We start from the raw sequence: 402 nt of genomic DNA, 5'->3' as shown, positions 1-402 counted from the left end.
TTCATCCACTTGTGCACATGGCGCGCCAACGCCTCATCAAGGGCGCCGATCCGCGCGTCCTCGACGTTGTCGGTGCGGTTGATGATCGCCGCCACCATCCGATAATCGATCACCCCACTGCAAAACACCTTGGCGATGCGCGGCAGACGCTCACGCAACGTCCTGGCCAGCCCGACCTGGGCCACCGCCCGGGCATGACTGATGTTCTGGATCGGGGAGATCTCGGCGGCCACCGCCGCGGTCACATCGGTGAAATAGAACTTGGCCTCCTGATACTCCTGCTCGCGGCGCGCGAACAGTTCACCGACCGCGGCCAGGCGCCGACCCATCGCCGCCGACTCCTCACGGGTCTCCTCACCCATGTAGTCGATGAGCTCCGCATCCGACACCACTTCGAACATA

Annotated in this window: 1 protein-coding gene; it reads right to left on the bottom strand. The window is 63.9% G+C overall.

What is annotated here, in order from left to right:
• Positions 1 to 389, bottom strand: a 389-nt coding sequence (locus MELE44368_RS24810) for a DUF222 domain-containing protein (RefSeq protein ID WP_164890223.1), incomplete at its 3' end; no start/stop codon positions are given.
• Positions 390 to 402: the final 13 nt, after the last annotated feature.

This window comes from Mycolicibacterium elephantis DSM 44368, from assembly GCF_004014805.1.
GTDB classification, from domain to species: domain Bacteria; phylum Actinomycetota; class Actinomycetes; order Mycobacteriales; family Mycobacteriaceae; genus Mycobacterium; species Mycobacterium elephantis.
The sequence above is the reverse complement of the archived record's forward strand: the minus strand, read 5'-3'. Positions and strand labels throughout refer to the sequence as shown.